16 protein-coding genes are annotated in these 13,603 nt (G+C 62.1%); 15 read left to right on the plus strand and 1 reads right to left on the minus strand.

What is annotated here, in order from left to right:
- Nucleotide 1: 1 nt before the first annotated feature.
- The 12 genes from TU80_RS06350 to hypE are packed head-to-tail and all read left to right on the plus strand — an operon-like array spanning nucleotide 2 to nucleotide 8,509.
- Complete coding sequence (locus tag TU80_RS06350; RefSeq protein ID WP_046484077.1) at nucleotides 2-379, plus strand: HypC/HybG/HupF family hydrogenase formation chaperone; 378 nt, start codon at nucleotides 2-4, stop codon at nucleotides 377-379.
- Entirely contained in the window at nucleotides 376-858 is a 483-nt protein-coding gene (locus TU80_RS06355; protein ID WP_017845595.1) for a thioredoxin domain-containing protein, read from the plus strand. The genes TU80_RS06350 and TU80_RS06355 overlap by 4 nt, the downstream gene beginning before the upstream one ends.
- Nucleotides 855-1,748 carry a hydrogenase expression/formation protein gene (locus TU80_RS06360; protein WP_017845596.1) on the plus strand — a complete coding sequence of 298 codons (894 nt, stop codon included), beginning with the start codon at nucleotides 855-857 and terminating at the stop codon, nucleotides 1,746-1,748. Before TU80_RS06355 ends, TU80_RS06360 begins: the two co-directional genes overlap by 4 nt.
- A gap of 7 nt (nucleotides 1,749-1,755) precedes the next feature.
- Nucleotides 1,756-1,986: a rubredoxin gene (locus TU80_RS06365; protein WP_017845597.1), complete on the plus strand. Its 231-nt coding sequence runs from the start codon at nucleotides 1,756-1,758 to the stop codon at nucleotides 1,984-1,986.
- Nucleotides 1,973-2,476: a [NiFe]-hydrogenase assembly chaperone HybE gene (hybE, locus tag TU80_RS06370; RefSeq protein ID WP_057004041.1), complete on the plus strand. Its 504-nt coding sequence runs from the start codon at nucleotides 1,973-1,975 to the stop codon at nucleotides 2,474-2,476. Before TU80_RS06365 ends, hybE begins: the two co-directional genes overlap by 14 nt.
- A complete protein-coding gene (locus TU80_RS06375) occupies nucleotides 2,473-3,555 on the plus strand; it encodes a hypothetical protein (RefSeq protein ID WP_057004042.1) in 1,083 nt (360 codons plus the stop codon). The genes hybE and TU80_RS06375 overlap by 4 nt, the downstream gene beginning before the upstream one ends.
- A complete protein-coding gene (locus tag TU80_RS06380; protein WP_017845600.1) occupies nucleotides 3,548-3,895 on the plus strand; it encodes a hydrogenase maturation nickel metallochaperone HypA/HybF in 348 nt (115 codons plus the stop codon). The genes TU80_RS06375 and TU80_RS06380 overlap by 8 nt, the downstream gene beginning before the upstream one ends.
- A 23-nt stretch (nucleotides 3,896-3,918) precedes the next feature.
- Nucleotides 3,919-4,932 carry a hydrogenase nickel incorporation protein HypB gene (gene hypB / locus TU80_RS06385; protein ID WP_046383286.1) on the plus strand — a complete coding sequence of 338 codons (1,014 nt, stop codon included), beginning with the start codon at nucleotides 3,919-3,921 and terminating at the stop codon, nucleotides 4,930-4,932.
- On the plus strand, nucleotides 4,925-6,088 hold the full coding sequence (locus TU80_RS06390) for a Kae1-like domain-containing protein (RefSeq protein ID WP_057004043.1): 1,164 nt from the start codon (nucleotides 4,925-4,927) through the stop codon (nucleotides 6,086-6,088). The genes hypB and TU80_RS06390 overlap by 8 nt, the downstream gene beginning before the upstream one ends.
- Complete coding sequence (locus TU80_RS06395; RefSeq protein ID WP_017845603.1) at nucleotides 6,079-6,312, plus strand: HypC/HybG/HupF family hydrogenase formation chaperone; 234 nt, start codon at nucleotides 6,079-6,081, stop codon at nucleotides 6,310-6,312. The genes TU80_RS06390 and TU80_RS06395 overlap by 10 nt, the downstream gene beginning before the upstream one ends.
- Entirely contained in the window at nucleotides 6,309-7,445 is a 1,137-nt protein-coding gene (gene hypD, locus TU80_RS06400; RefSeq protein WP_057004044.1) for a hydrogenase formation protein HypD, read from the plus strand. Before TU80_RS06395 ends, hypD begins: the two co-directional genes overlap by 4 nt.
- On the plus strand, nucleotides 7,442-8,509 hold the full coding sequence (hypE, locus tag TU80_RS06405) for a hydrogenase expression/formation protein HypE (RefSeq protein WP_057004045.1): 1,068 nt from the start codon (nucleotides 7,442-7,444) through the stop codon (nucleotides 8,507-8,509). The genes hypD and hypE overlap by 4 nt, the downstream gene beginning before the upstream one ends.
- A gap of 191 nt (nucleotides 8,510-8,700) precedes the next feature.
- Here the strand turns inward: hypE and TU80_RS06410 are convergent, their stop codons facing one another.
- Nucleotides 8,701-9,606, minus strand: coding sequence for a LysR family transcriptional regulator (locus TU80_RS06410; protein WP_046383313.1), 906 nt, complete (start codon nucleotides 9,604-9,606; stop codon nucleotides 8,701-8,703).
- Nucleotides 9,607-9,703: 97 nt separating this feature from the next.
- Here TU80_RS06410 and TU80_RS06415 point away from each other — a divergent pair, with 97 nt between their 5' ends.
- The 3 genes from TU80_RS06415 (at nucleotide 9,704) to TU80_RS06425 (ending at nucleotide 13,601) form a co-directional block, all read left to right on the plus strand.
- Nucleotides 9,704-10,489 (plus strand): SDR family NAD(P)-dependent oxidoreductase, encoded by a 786-nt coding sequence (locus tag TU80_RS06415; protein WP_057004046.1) that lies wholly within the window; start codon nucleotides 9,704-9,706, stop codon nucleotides 10,487-10,489.
- 274 nt (nucleotides 10,490-10,763) lie between these two features.
- The gene (locus TU80_RS06420; protein ID WP_057004047.1) at nucleotides 10,764-12,164 is read left to right on the plus strand and encodes an aspartate aminotransferase family protein; all 1,401 of its coding nucleotides are present in this window, start codon (nucleotides 10,764-10,766) and stop codon (nucleotides 12,162-12,164) included.
- A gap of 69 nt (nucleotides 12,165-12,233) precedes the next feature.
- Nucleotides 12,234-13,601, plus strand: a complete 1,368-nt coding sequence (locus TU80_RS06425; protein ID WP_057004048.1) for a glutamine synthetase family protein — start codon at nucleotides 12,234-12,236, stop codon at nucleotides 13,599-13,601.
- Nucleotides 13,602-13,603 lie beyond the last annotated feature (2 nt).

The raw sequence follows: 13,603 nt of genomic DNA on the forward strand, positions 1-13,603 counted from the left end.
TATGTGCATCGGATTGCCCATGCAAGTGATCGCGGCCGAGTTGGGCTTCGCCCGCTGCCGCGACCGCCACGGCGAAGAGCGCCGTATCGACCTGTCACTGGTCGGCCCGTGTGCGGTCGGCGACTGGCTGTTGATCTTTCTCGACGCCGCCCGTGAACGCCTCGACGCCCAACGCGCCAGCGAAATCGACTCCACCCTGCGCCTGCTCGAAGCGGCCCTGTTCGGCACGGCCCCGCAGCCTGACAGCGTGCCGGGTTTCAGCCTGCCTTCGGCCATGAACGCCGAGCAACTGGCGGCCTTGTTGGGCCACGCGTCGCCACCCCTTGTTGCGCCTGCCGCGCTCACCCCACCTCAACCGTCAGTCAAGGACCCCACATGAGCGACTCCGCTGTTTTCATGGCGCCCATTCCCGTGACACCCGCCATCCCGGCCTTGATCAGCCGGCTGGTGGAGCAATTCGACGCGACCTGGATCGACGCCGACAACCTCGATGCCTGGCTTGCCGAAGGGGGCGACTGCCTGTTGCTGCTGTGCGGTGACCCGGTACGCCATCCCGAATGCCTGGACGTGGCCGTGGTGTTGCCGGAACTGCGCGTGGAAATCGCGCGCCGCCACCAATTGAGCCTGCGCCTGGGCGTGGTCGGTCGCGCCGATGAAGAAGCCATCGCCGCGCGCTTTGCCGTGCGCCGCTGGCCGTCGCTGGTGTGGCTGCGCGATGCGGGTTACGTCAGCACCTTCAGCGGCATGCTCGACTGGGACGAATACCTGCGCCTGGCGGAAGCTGCCGTGAGCCAAAGCAACGCGCGCATTCCATTGCTTGCCGGTGCCCCTGTCAGCGCCCCCGGAGGTTGCCAATGAACCACGATGCCAATCACCGCGATGCACAAAGCCACGCCGTGGAGTTCGATCCGCTGAACTACATCCCCGTGGTGGATATCGGCCCCGGCTCGCAACCCGACGATGAGGACGTGCTCGAATACATCAGCATGCCTCAGGGCATGTATACCCATAGCATTCCGGTGCTGCCCGAACCTGAAGAGCTTGCGGCGCTGCCCGGTGCGCGGCACGCGTTGCAAGCGTTGCTGCAATGCCTGCGCGACTGCAATAACGGCCTGACCACGCAAAGCGTCGACCTCAGTGGCCTGGAAACAGGCGACCGCAAGCTGCTCGACCAATTGCTGGGCGAAGGCGAGGTCAGCGCGATCATTGCCGCGCAGCCGTCGTTGCGTATCCAGGAATCGATCTTCGCCGGCGTATGGCGCATCTACGGCCAGGGCTACGATCACGTCGAAGTGGGCGCGGCGCCTTCGCAACTGCGCGGCAATGCCCGCGCGGCGGCCCGACCGGCGGATTTCGACTTGTCGTCAACGTTGCCGCTTGGCGTCATGAACGCCCCGGCGATCCTGACCGAGGTACAAGACCGCAGCCAACACTGGCAACCCGGCGATCAGGTGCATGTCATCAACCTGACCTTGCTGCCGTTGTCCGAACAGGACATCGCTTTCCTCGACGCCTACTTGCCCGCCGGCCCGGTGCGCGCCTTGGCCCGTGGCTATGGCAATTGCCTGATCAGCGCGACCCGGATCCAGAACTGCTGGCGCATTACGTACTTCAACTCACAGGATGCGCAAATCCTCGACACCATCGAAATCACCGACCTGCCGGAAGTGATCTGCGCCGCCCCCGAAGACCTGGCCGACTCACTGGAGCGCTTCGAAGACGTTATCCAGTGGTTCGAAGGGCAGTGAGGTCACGATGAACGAAAAAACCGGCTTCGAAGGCAGCTACGGCGGCGACAACGCGCGGATCAGCGACGCCACCCGCCTGGAATGCAAAATCTGCTGGTGGGTGTATGACCCGCGCGACGGCGACCCGGTCTGGCAGATTGAGCCGGGTACGCCGTTCTCCGCATTGCCGGAACATTGGCGTTGCCCGAATTGCGATGGCGATGCCGAGCAGTTCATGGTGATCGATGAACCTGTCTGAGCGCCAAGACGGCCCGGCGCAACAGGCACAAACCCTGTGCGCGCACTTCCAGGGCATCGCCGAGACACGCATGCGCGGGTTGCCGTTTCTCAATCAACAGCTGGCGGTCGAGGCGGTGGGCTTCAGCGCGCAAATCGCCGGGGAAAACGCCGCATCCGGGGTGCTGGGTGTTCTGATCAGCCCTTGGTTCATGAACCTGATCTGGCTGCCGGAGAACCGCGACACACTCCTGGCCCAGGGGGCGTCAGGCGAACATCAATTTGGCGGGCAGTGCCTGACCTTCATTGGTGCAGACGGCGAAGACATCGGTGGCTACGAGAGCTGTTCGCTGTTTTCACCGATGTTTGAATTTGCCGATCAGGACGCGGCCCGGCAAACCGCCGAACAGGTGCTGGCGCTGTTGCGGGATGCGCCCGAACGCGCACCCGAACGCCCGGCCATCAGCCGCCGTGGCTTGCTGTTCGGACGCGTCTCCGGGGGCGCGCAATGACCGCCATGGCAAGCTTGGCGCGGCTCGGCGGCTCATTGCGGGTGCGTCCCGGCCAGCAGCCCGCGATTGTCGGCGGGCGTCCGGCGCTGGCCGCCACCTTGTTGCGCGGCCAGCCGCCACAGACTGCCGCGCACCACTTGCCGTTGCTCTATAGCCTGTGCGGGCAAGCGCACCGCCTGACCGCAGCGTTGGCCGTCAACACCGCACTGCATGGCGAAACCCCCATCGACCCTAACACCCAGCGCATGCTGGAGGCCGAAACCCGCCGCGAGCATGTGCGGCGTATGCTGCTCGAATGGCCGCGGTTGCTGGGTAACCCGTCGGTGCGCCCCGATCTCAGCCAACTGCATGCCTGGGAACACGCCCCGCAACAGGCGATGGCCGCCTGGCTGGGCGAATCGGTGGCGCAATGGCTTGAACGGTGGGACGCCGAGCCGTTCAGCGCGCTCTATGAGTGGAGCCAGCGCAGCGATCATTGGCTGGCGCACGCCCTGGCCGATTGCCGCGAGGATGCCCACGCCCTGCAACTGCCGGTGCATGCCCTGTCGCTGGCCGGCAACACCCAAGCGCTGCAGGTGGTGGCTGCCCAACTGCGAGAGGCCAGCGATTTTGCGTTGCATCCGGTGGCCTTCGGGCTACCCTGTGAGACGGGCAGTTGGACCCGCGCGCGTGAGGCCGACCCCCAACGCTACGCCAGCGTCTGGCTGCGTCTGGGCGCGCGCCTCGCCGAACTGGCGCGGCTCTCGCTGCCACAGCCCGCTGGCTTGGCACTCGGCGCATTGGTGCTGGGGCCCGACGAGGCGTTGGCCTGGAGCGAAACGTCGCGCGGCCTGTTGTTGCACCGGGTCTGTCTGGAGCGAATGAATGCCGGTGTGTTGATCCGCGACTATCAGGTCATCGCGCCGACCGAATGGAACCTTCATCCCCACGGCGCGCTGGCCCAGGGTTTGGCGACGATGTCAGCCGGCGATCCGGCCACGCGACGTCGCGCTGAGCTGTTGATCGCGGCTTTCGACCCGTGCATCGGCTTCACCCTCGAGCTAGAAGCAGCATCGAACGAGGACATTATTCATGCATGAAGTGAGTCTGGCGGGCGGCATTCTCAGCGCCGTCGAGGCGGCGGCCAGGCGCGATCCGTTCGTGCGGGTCAGCCGCCTGCGCCTGGAAGCCGGCACGCTGGCCGGCGTTGAAATCGAGGCGCTGCGTTTCGCCCTTGAAGCACTGGCGCCCGGCACCTTGCTGGCCGGCGCGCAAATCGACATTGAACAACCGCCGGGCCAGGCCTGGTGCCTGGATTGCGCCATCAGCGTGCCGCTGATCGAGCGCGGCGCCGGCTGCCCGCAATGCGGCGGCTTTTGGCTGCAACCCACCGGTGGGACTGAATTGCGCATCCTCGACCTGCAGGTCGAGGATCATTAATCGTTTGATTTTGGAGGTACACCATGTGCGTCGTCTGCGGTTGCGGAACCGGGCATTCACACGACAAGACCGAAGCTCCGGCCACCGATAGCGATGTGCAGGTCGACGCTACCGGCGACCTGCATTACGGCGCGGGTCAGGCGCGGGTTTCAGTGCCCGGCATGAGCCAGGCCCGCACCATCCGCCTGGAGCAAGACATCCTCGGCGAAAACGACCGGCACGCCGCGCGTAACCGGGAAAACTTCACCGCCCACGGCGTACTGGCCCTCAATCTGGTGTCCAGCCCCGGTTCCGGCAAGACCACCCTGTTGTGCAGCACCCTCATGGCCCTGCGCCAACGCCGCGCCGACTTGCCGCTGGCGGTGATCGAGGGCGATCAGCAAACCCGTCACGACGCCGAGCGCATCCGCGAAACCGGCGTACCCGCGATCCAGATCAACACCGGCAAAGGCTGCCACCTCGATGCCCGGATGATCACCGAAGCCTACAGCCGCCTGCCGCTGCACGACGCGCTGCACGCGGCCGGTCACACGCATCAGTCGCCTATGCATAGCCACGTTGATCAGCAGCCGCACGCCCACGTACAGACTCAACAGCATCAACACAGCCATCACGCCCATGACGGCGGTGAGCCGGCCGGCATGCTGTTCATCGAGAACGTCGGCAATCTGGTCTGCCCCGCGCTCTGGGATCTGGGCGAGGCGGGCAAAGTGGCGATCCTGTCGGTGACCGAGGGCGAAGACAAACCCCTCAAGTACCCGGACATGTTCGCCGCAGCGCGCCTGATGATCCTCAACAAGATCGACCTGTTGCCGCACCTGGATTTCGACGTGCAGCGCTGCCTGGACTATGCGCGACAGGTCAACCCGCAGATCCAGATCATCCAGCTCAGCGCCCGCGACGGCACCGGGCTGGATGCCTGGCTCGACTGGTTGCTGGCCGGCGCCCCCGCGGTTGACCGCCGCGCCGCGCGCATCGCCGAACTGGAAGCTGAACTGGCCCGCCTCAAAGCTCAGGTGGAGGCCCCGCATGCGTAGCGAAAAACTGCCCGGCGCGCAGGTCTGGCCGCCGGTGCTGGCCTGTGGCGCGTGGCTGAAGAACACCGCCTGCCTGTTGCAGGGCGATCAGGTGCTGTGGTCGCCACTCCACGGTGACTTGGGCGACCCGCAAAGCTGCCTGGACCTGGCGGCGTCGTTGGACGCTCTGTTGGCGTGCGCTGAAGTCACGCCGCAAGCCATCGCCCATGACTTGCACCCGGATTTCTATAGCTCGCAACTGGCGGTGACGCTGGCGGAAAAACTCAACGTGCCCGCCGTAGCCGTGCAGCATCACCACGCGCACATTGCCGCGCTGATGGCCGAACATGGCCTCGACGGCCCGGTACTCGGCCTGGCGCTGGACGGCGTGGGCCTTGGCAGCGATGGCGCAGCCTGGGGCGGCGAGTTGCTCTGGGTGGCCAGCGATGCCTGGCGCCGACTTGGCTATCTATTGCCGCTGCCGCTGCCCGGTGGCGATGTGGCCGCCCGCGAACCCTGGCGCCTGGCCGCCGCGGCGCTGCACCTGCTGGGGCGCGACGATGAAATCCTCAGGCGGCTCGGGCCGCTGGTCGGCGAACAAAGCGCGAACACTGTCGCGCAGATGCTCGCGCGCAATCTCAACTGCCCGCCGAGCAGTGGCGCCGGCCGTTGGTTCGATGCCGCTGCGGGGATTCTCGGCATCAGCGTGCGTCAACAATTCGAGGCCGAGGCCGCCATTGCCCTGGAGCGTCTGGCCGCTGAATACCTGGCAACCCACGCCGAGCCCGCCATCGACGGCCTGTGGCATCTCCGCGCTGACGGCGTGCTTGATCTGCTCCCGCTGCTGACCCGCCTGTTCGAACTCGCCGACAGCGCACGCAGCGCAGAAGGCGCGGCGCTGTTTCACCTGACGCTGGCCGCCGCTCTCGCTGACTGGGTCGAGTACCAATCCACCACGCTGCCGGTGCTGCTCGGGGGCGGATGCTTCGCCAATCGCCTGCTCAGTGCCCGGCTCACGCAACGATTGAGCGCCAGGGGCTTACCGGTTTTCAGCGCGCAGGCTGTGTCGTGCGGCGATGCCGGGCTGGCCCTGGGTCAAGCCTGGGTTGCCGCGCACTGGCGCGACCCGCAGCGCCAACCCGCTTTGCCATTGAAGGAATCCCAAGCATGTGCCTAGCCATTCCCGCACGCGTGATCGAATTGCGCGCCGGCGATAACGCACTCGTCGACTTGGGCGGTATCCGCAAGGAAATCTCCCTGGCGCTGGTGCCGCAAGCCCAGGTCGACGACTACGTGATCGTCCACGTCGGTTACGCCCTCGGCCTGATCGATCCCGAAGAAGCCCAGCGGACCCTGGCCATGTTCGAAGAACTGGACCGCCTGCAACCGGAAGCCCTATGAAGTACATCGATGAATACCGCGACGGCGAACTGGCACAACGCATTGCCGAGCGCATCCGCGACGAAGTCCGGCCGGAACGCCAATACCGCTTCATGGAATTCTGTGGCGGCCACACCCATGCGATATCGCGTTACGGCGTGAGCGATTTGCTGCCCGCCAATGTCCGCATGATCCACGGCCCCGGCTGCCCGGTGTGTGTCTTGCCGATTGGGCGTATCGACCTGGCGGTGAAGCTGGCGCTGGAGGACGGAGCGATCCTCTGCAGCTATGGCGACACCCTGCGCGTGCCGGCGTCCGGTGGCCTCTCGCTGCTGCGCGCCAAGGCACAAGGCGCGGATATCCGCATGATCTACTCGCCCAGCGATGCGCTGAAAATCGCCGAGGCCAACCCCGAGCGTGAAGTGGTGTTCCTGGCCATTGGCTTCGAAACCACCACGCCGCCGACCGCCCTGGTGATCCGCGACGCCGCCGCTCGCGGCCTGAAAAACTTCAGCGTGCTGTGCTGCCATGTCCTGACCCCGGCGGCCATCGAGCATATCCTTGCGGCCCCCGGGCAGGATCCGGCGGCGGTGGAACTGGATGGCTTCGTCGGCCCGGCGCATGTGAGCATCATCATTGGCTCCGAACCCTACGCCGAGTTCGCCCGCCGATACCGCAAGCCGGTGGTGATTGCCGGTTTCGAACCGCTGGACGTGATACAGGCGATTTTGATGCTGGTGCGCCAGGTCAACGACGGGCGCGCCGAGGTCGAAAACGAATTCGTCCGCGCCGTCGGCCGCAATGGCAACAGCGCCGCCCAGACCTTGATGGACGAGATCTTCGAACTGCGTGAGAGCTTCCAATGGCGCGGGCTTGGCGAGGTGCCGTTCAGCGCCTTGCGCATTCGCGCGAAATTCGCCGCCTTCGATGCAGAAAAACGCTTCGACCTGCATTACCGCGCCGTGGCCGATAACAAAGCCTGCGAATGCGGGCCGATCCTGCGTGGCCAGAAAAAGCCCACCGACTGCCGCCTGTTTGGCAGCGTATGCACCCCGGAAAACCCCATGGGCTCGTGCATGGTCTCCAACGAAGGCGCCTGCGCCGCTCATTACGCCTACGGGCGCTATAAAGACATCGAGGTTGTTGCAGTATGACCGGCCGTTCCCCCGTAAAACGCGGTTATGTACGCCCCCTCAATTTTCGCGACGGCGTGGTCGATATGGGCCACGGTGCTGGCGGGCGCGCTTCGGCGCAGTTGATCGAAGAACTATTCGTCGCCGCCTTCGACAACCCGTGGTTGCGCCAGGGCAACGATGGCGCCGCCTTCAGCCCGGAACTCAAACCCGGCGAACGCATGGTCATGGCCACCGACGCACACGTGGTGTCGCCGCTGTTTTTTCCCGGTGGCGACATTGGCAGCTTGTCTGTGCATGGCACCCTCAACGACGTCGCCATGGGCGGCGCGCGGCCGCTTTATCTCTCTGCCAGCTTCATCATCGAGGAGGGCTTTGCCCTCGCTGACCTCAAGCGCATCGTTGAGTCGATGGGCCGCGCCTCCCGCGATGCCGGGGTGCCGATCATCACCGGCGACACCAAAGTCGTGGAACGCGGCAGTGGCGACGGCGTGTTTATCAGCACCACCGGCATCGGCATTATCCCCAACGGGGTCGAGACGGGCGGGCATCGCGCACGCCCCGGCGATGCGATATTGGTGTCCGGCAGCATCGGCGAACACGGTGTGGCGATCATGTCCAAGCGAGAAGGGCTGACGTTCGAGACCGAAATCCTGTCTGACAGTGCGGCGCTGCATGGCTTGGTGGCGCAGATGCTCGCGGTCGCTCCCGGCCTGCGCGTACTGCGCGACCCGACCCGAGGCGGTTTGGCGACCACGCTGAACGAAATTGCCGGTCAGTCCGGAGTCGGCATGCTGTTGGACGAAGCGGCGATTCCCGTGCTGCCGCAGGTTGAAGCCGCCTGCGAACTGTTGGGCCTGGACCCGCTGTACATCGCCAACGAGGGTAAGCTGATCGCAATCTGCGCCGAAGAAGACGCCCAGCCGCTGCTCGACTGTATGCGCCTCAACCCGTTGGGCGAACATGCGGTGCGTATCGGCACGGTCCTTGAAGACGCCCACGGTTTCGTGCAGATGCAGACCCGATTCGGCGGGCGCAGGGTGGTGGACTGGTTGTCGGGCGAACAACTGCCGAGAATCTGCTGAGCCCTTGAGACCTTGAGTCAGCAACGAATGGCGGCAACTGGAGGATGCCGCCATGCGTTGCAAGGCGTCCTGGCTAAAGAACCTTGGGTTGACCTCGAGGACAATACCTGCGATGCGTGAGAGGTTGATGGGGCGCGTCATGCCAGAGGAGGCCGTTGGTGGCCACTAACCCCCCCCAAATTGTTTACTTCTCAAGTACGACGAGGCTCGCCCTCGGCAATTTCGCGCATCAGACTCAGGTAACGACGCGCGCCCAGCCCCAGAGGTCGGTTCTTTACCCAGATGATGTCGACCCATAACCGCATCTGACTTGGCATGTTGTCAAACACCACCTCCGTCAATGCGCCCGAAGTGATTAGCGGTTGTACCAGCGGCTGTGGAAGATAAGCCCAGCCCAATCCTTGCTGCACCAGATCCAGCGTTGCCAGATAACTGTCGCTGAGCCAAATCCGCCGCGACAGCACAACACGTGGGTCAGAGTCTGTAGGTCCTCCAGTCGCAACGATGATCTGCCGAACGTCCACCAGTTGCTCTTCACCTAAAGGGCTTTTCTTGCCGGCGGCCGCCGGATGATCTGGAGAGGCAACTGCGACTAACAACTGGCTCCCCGCTTCAAGAAACGTCTCCCGCTCGTCAAGCCCGGGTCGTTCAAATCCAAGTGCCAATTGCACACGTCCTTCATGGAGCATGCGAATCGCCTCCGGATGGGACGCGGAGCGAATCTCGATTTCAAGGGTGGGAAACTCTTTGGCGATAATGGACAGCGGACGATTCCACACGCCTGTTTGTAGCTCTGGCGCCATCGCAAGGACCAAGCGCCCCTCCAACCCCTGATGAAGCTGGAGGGCATGCGCGTCCAGCAGGTTTAACTGACTCGCGACCTGTCTTGCCTGGGGCTCAAGTGCTTTGGCGGCTGCGGTCGGAATGGCTTTGCGGGTCGATCGGTCAAAAAGCAAGAGATCCAACTCTGCTTCAAGCTGCGACACCGCCATGTTGATAGCGGAGGGAACCCGGCCTAACTTTCGGGCTGCGGCGGAAAAGGAGCCGCTGTCCACGACCGAAAGGAAAATTTTAAGTGACTCGCTGGTAAACGCCATCGTGGTTGTCAGATTTTCTGATAATGATCGTCTTTATTTATCAGATTCATTAGCCTAATTTCCACTCCTATTACAAATTAAGTACGTGGGGAACACCATGTTAAATACCGAGTTGATGGGGCATGTGGCACTTGTCAGTGGTGCTGGAAGTGAAGCTGGCATTGGTATGGCGATCGCTCGCAGGCTAGGTGCATCCGGGGCGAAGTTGATCATCACTGCCAGCAGCAACCGCATCGCGGATCGGGTTAAAGAGCTACGCCTCGAAGGGTTTGAAGTTGAAGGCCGGCCAGCTGACCTCACCGATGAAAGCCAAGTGCGTGAATTCGGCCTGTGGGCAGAGTCAGTCTGGGGGCGGGTCGATATCCTGGTGAATAACGCCGGTATGGCCATGCAAGGAAGCCCTGAGATTTTTTCGGAATTGGCAAGTATGGAACTGCATGAATGGAATCTTTCACTGGCAAGAAACTTAACCACGGCTTTTCTTTTAACTCGGGCCGTTTTGCCCGGTATGCGGGCGCGAAGTTACGGACGCATTGTCAATATTAGTTCCACCACAGGCACCCGGGGGAGCAATCCGGGCGAGGCCGCTTATAGCGCAGCCAAGGCCGCGATGGTTGGCATGAACATGGGGCTTGCACTTGAAGTCGCCAAGCAGGGGATTACTGTAAACAGCGTGGCGCCCGGATGGATCACCACCGGCTCAACCACGCCCGTTGAAGCAGAGGCGGGGCGCTTTACCCCGATTGGACGGGCAGGCAACCCCCGCGAAGTGGCGGCGGCGGTTGCATTCCTGGCGTCGCCTGACGCCAGTTACATCACGGGTGAAGTCCTTGTGGTGGACGGCGGGAACTGTCTGGTCGAGAACAAGGCTCCTCACGCCTGACTTCAAGTTACGTCGGTTTATTCCCTGAACCTCAGATTATTCAGCGGGATAAATTAATGATCCAAATAAAGTTTCTGCGCTCACCGCAATATACCCAGGCATAGGTTAATCCGCGCTGCAAATACTGATGGCGAACACTCAAGTTATAAGAGGTTGGCACGTTGTTTTCAGTCATTCACGAACTGAGAGGGGAGTGAGTGTGGCGATGGATTGTCTTTTTATCTCGACGGTGACGAATTTTAATTAATGTAATAATTAAAAGAGGGTTTTTATCATGTCGAAAAGTGGAATTAGTGAATCAGCGATTGCTGCTTTTACCGCCTCCGAACGTGCCCGTTTTATACAAAACAACCCAACGTCAATGGCGCTCGCCAAGCGTGCCAAGGCTCATCTGTTCAATGGTGTTCCCATGCACTGGATGAGCGATTGGTCAATGCCTTCACCGCTCTTCGTCCAGCGTGCCAAAGGCGCACGCTTCACCGATGTTGACGATCATGAATACATTGACTTCTGCCTGGGCGACACCGGCACGATGTTTGGCCATTCACCGGATCCTATTGCCCGCGCCATCGCCGAGCAGGCAAATAATGGCTTGACCACCATGCTGCCTGGCGAAGACGCGGTGGTCTGCGGCGAGTTGCTGGCTCAGCGATTCAAGCTGCCTTATTGGCAGGTGACCGCCAATGCGACGGACGCCAATCGTTATGTGTTGCGCTGGGCGCGCGCGATCACCAAACGTAATGTCTTGCTGGTGTTCGACGGCTGTTATCACGGCACGGTGGATGACGTGATGGTGCGCTACCGCGACGGCAAAACAGTGCACCGTGCAGGTCTTGTGGGCCAAGCCTACGACTTGACCCAATACAGTCGATCCATCCCCTTCAACGACGTCGACGCGCTTGAGGCGGCGTTAGCCCAGGGCGATGTGTGCGCGCTGATGTGCGAGCCGGCGATGACGAACATAGGCATGGTCCTGCCCGATCCGGGGTTCATGCAAAAGTGCCGAGAGTTGACCCTTAAATATGGCAGCCTGTTGGTCATTGATGAGACCCACACTATTTCCACCGGCATCGGTGGATGCACTCGCCAGTGGGATTTGAAACCCGACTTTTTCGTGGTGGGTAAACCCATCGCAGGTGGCGTGCCATGCGCGGTGTTTGGCATTAGCGAGCAAGTCGCCTTGGCCATGCGCGACGCGCAGAAGGCCGTCAGCGAAGAGAGTGGCGGGCATGGCCACAGTGGGATGGGAACGACGCTGTCCGCCAACGCCCTGGCGATGCATTGCATGCGAGTCAGTCTTGAAGAGGTCATGACAGCGTCTGCGTACCAGCACATGCTGCCCCTGGCCTCAAGACTCGCCCAGGGATTTCGAGCGTTGTTCAAGCGCCACCAACTGAACTGGTCTGTCACAGAGTTGGGGGCTCGTTGTGAGTTTCAATTCTGTGCCACGTCGCCCAGAACAGGCGCGCAAGCCGAGGCGGCTTTTCATGACAGCCTTCAAATGGCTCTGCACCTTTATCTAATCAACCGCGGCATCCTGATCACGCCTTTTCACAACATGACCCTGTGCTGTCCGCAGACAAGTCAGGCGGATATCGACAGGCTGATCGATGAGTTGGATAGCGCGCTGACCACGCTGCTTGCCCTACCTGGCGCTCGCGTCACCCCTTCATGACTGGACGTCTGAAGCCCCACTTTTCTCACATACTGCCAAGTCGCTTGAATGAGCGCTGAGAGGTTTGACATGCAATTTGCTGATAAAAAAGAGGCTCAGGATTATCTGGCCGCCCACCCTGAAGTGCTGAGCATCGAGTTGTTTCTTATCGACGCCAATGGTGTTCCACGGGGCAAACTGTTGCATCGCGACGAACTGCTGGCGATCTACGAAAATGGTCGGCCGCTGCCAAGCTCGATTCTCGCCTTGACCGTGCAGGGTGAAGACGTAGACGAGACTGGCCTGGTCTGGGACGTCGCTGATGCTGATTGCTGGACTTACCCCCTGCCGGGAAGCCTGACCTTGCAACCCTGGCGTACCAACCCAACAGGCCAAGTGCAGGTGAGCATGCACCCGACCCAAGGTATTCCCGCCGCACCGGCCGACCCGCGCCATGTCCTGGTGAACACCATCGAGCGGTTGAAAGCCGATGGACTCCATCCGGTCATGGCCGTTGAGTTGGAGTTTTACCTGCTGGACCAACAACGCGACGTCAACGGTCGGCCGCAGCCAGCGTTGCAGACCAATGGCGTACGCCCTCATGCGCCACAGGTGTATGGCGTATACGAACTGGAACAGCTTCAACCTTTTCTTGATGACCTCTACGCAGCTTGCGCGCTGCAAGGGCTGCCGGTACGCACGGCGATCTCCGAGTACGCTCCGGGCCAGCTCGAGTTGACGCTGGAGCATCGTTTCGACGCACTCCAAGCCATTGATGAAGGTGTACGTTACAAACGCCTGGTCAAAGGCGTGGCCAACCAACATGGGCTGCAAGCGTGCTTCATGGCCAAGCCATTCAGCGATCAGGCCGGTAGCGGTATGCATTTGCACGTCAGCCTGGCCGACGAGCAGGGTCACAACCTGTATGCGAGCGAAGACCCACAGGGCACGCCGCTGTTGCGGCACTCCATCGGTGGGATGATGGAGACCTTGTTTGACTCGCTGGCGATATTTTGCCCGCATGCCAACTCATATCGACGCTTCCAGACCGGCAGTTACGCGCCGCTGGCCAAAAGTTGGGGCGTCAACAATCGTACTGTGTCGTTCCGCGTACCCGGCGGCCCCGCGATAAGTCGGCACATCGAACACCGTATTTGCGGTGCCGATGCCAACCCCTATCTCGCTGCCGCCGCAGTACTGGCGGGCATTCACCACGGCATCACTCATCAAAGCGATCCTGGCGCGGCGATTGTGGGCAATGGCTATGAACAGGCGACCGATTTTCTACCCACCGACTGGCTTACAGCGTTGCAGGCACTGCAACGTTCAACGTGGGCACGTGAGGCGCTGGGGGCTGAATTCCTGAAGGTGTTCCTGGCGATCAAGTGGCGCGAGTTCCGTACATTCAATGCCGAAGTCGGGGAGCAGGACTGGCGCTGGTACCTCACTCACGCATGAGT

The sequence above is a fragment of the Pseudomonas veronii genome, assembly GCF_001439695.1.
In the GTDB taxonomy this organism is placed as follows: Bacteria; Pseudomonadota; Gammaproteobacteria; order Pseudomonadales; family Pseudomonadaceae; genus Aquipseudomonas; species Aquipseudomonas veronii.

Coding starts and splice junctions, on each gene's coding strand:
- hypE (WP_057004045.1), top strand. CDS start 7,442: ATGACCGGCCGTTCCCCCGTAAAACGCGGTTATGTACGCCCCCTCAAT.
- hypD (WP_057004044.1), top strand. CDS start 6,309: ATGAAGTACATCGATGAATACCGCGACGGCGAACTGGCACAACGCATT.
- TU80_RS06395 (WP_017845603.1), top strand. CDS start 6,079: ATGTGCCTAGCCATTCCCGCACGCGTGATCGAATTGCGCGCCGGCGAT.
- TU80_RS06415 (WP_057004046.1), top strand. CDS start 9,704: ATGTTAAATACCGAGTTGATGGGGCATGTGGCACTTGTCAGTGGTGCT.
- hypB (WP_046383286.1), top strand. CDS start 3,919: ATGTGCGTCGTCTGCGGTTGCGGAACCGGGCATTCACACGACAAGACC.
- TU80_RS06390 (WP_057004043.1), top strand. CDS start 4,925: ATGCGTAGCGAAAAACTGCCCGGCGCGCAGGTCTGGCCGCCGGTGCTG.
- TU80_RS06365 (WP_017845597.1), top strand. CDS start 1,756: ATGAACGAAAAAACCGGCTTCGAAGGCAGCTACGGCGGCGACAACGCG.
- TU80_RS06355 (WP_017845595.1), top strand. CDS start 376: ATGAGCGACTCCGCTGTTTTCATGGCGCCCATTCCCGTGACACCCGCC.
- TU80_RS06420 (WP_057004047.1), top strand. CDS start 10,764: ATGTCGAAAAGTGGAATTAGTGAATCAGCGATTGCTGCTTTTACCGCC.
- TU80_RS06360 (WP_017845596.1), top strand. CDS start 855: ATGAACCACGATGCCAATCACCGCGATGCACAAAGCCACGCCGTGGAG.
- hybE (WP_057004041.1), top strand. CDS start 1,973: ATGAACCTGTCTGAGCGCCAAGACGGCCCGGCGCAACAGGCACAAACC.
- TU80_RS06410 (WP_046383313.1), bottom strand. CDS start 9,606: ATGGCGTTTACCAGCGAGTCACTTAAAATTTTCCTTTCGGTCGTGGAC.
- TU80_RS06375 (WP_057004042.1), top strand. CDS start 2,473: ATGACCGCCATGGCAAGCTTGGCGCGGCTCGGCGGCTCATTGCGGGTG.
- TU80_RS06380 (WP_017845600.1), top strand. CDS start 3,548: ATGCATGAAGTGAGTCTGGCGGGCGGCATTCTCAGCGCCGTCGAGGCG.
- TU80_RS06350 (WP_046484077.1), top strand. CDS start 2: ATGTGCATCGGATTGCCCATGCAAGTGATCGCGGCCGAGTTGGGCTTC.
- TU80_RS06425 (WP_057004048.1), top strand. CDS start 12,234: ATGCAATTTGCTGATAAAAAAGAGGCTCAGGATTATCTGGCCGCCCAC.